This is a genomic window from Vibrio sp. Y176 (assembly GCF_033438945.1).
Genome location: NZ_JAWOQS010000585.1, coordinates 1 through 676 on the forward strand (window position 1 = coordinate 1; position 676 = coordinate 676).

Here is a 676-nt window from a genome sequence, read left to right on the forward strand (position 1 = left end):
TAAGAAACCGCCTAGGGTTGCAGCCCGATAATGGCGGTTTTTTTGCGTCTGTTGAAAAGAACATATCACATTTTTTACCTAGTGCAAATATGAACTTACCTAGGTGTGATTTTGCACCCACCCTAGGTGTAAATTTATCACTAGACCTAGGTGCATTTTTATCACTCCAACAAACCATAGAACAAACCATAGAACAAATAGCGCTATCGCTTAGATTTTTAATGATTATCTAAAATCCATTTTTTTAGCTCTGAATTTTCAGACCTAAGACGTTCAATCTCCTTGTTGTATTCAGTATCCCTTTTAAAAAGCTCTCTAAGCGTCTCAGAGACGCAATAACGGACAAACTCTTGTCTATCCATAAATAATCTACTTCTGAACGTCTCAATGCCTCTAAGCTGCTCAGGATTGAATCTAATGGTAATTCTATTATCAGACATAAAGTCACCGTTTGGCTGCAATTCACATGGTCAAATGTGGACAAATGTGGACAGGTGGAATAAAAAAAATGAAAAAATCCTTATTTTTCATTGGTTTAGTTTGGTTGCGACAGTTATTGACACAAGTCCAAGTCCGCGCCCGTGGTATGGGGCACTGGCTGCGCCAGTACCACACACCACGGGCGCGGAAAGCTTGAGATCTCAACCACATAACTTCACAAACAAACAATAACACA

At 39.5% G+C, this 676-nt stretch carries 1 protein-coding gene; it reads left to right on the forward strand.

Annotation, left to right across the window (positions count from 1 at the left end; genetic code table 11):
* On the forward strand, positions 1–233 hold a 233-nt coding region (locus tag R7O13_RS27440; RefSeq protein WP_318305271.1), incomplete at its 5' end, for a hypothetical protein.
* Positions 234–676: the final 443 nt, after the last annotated feature.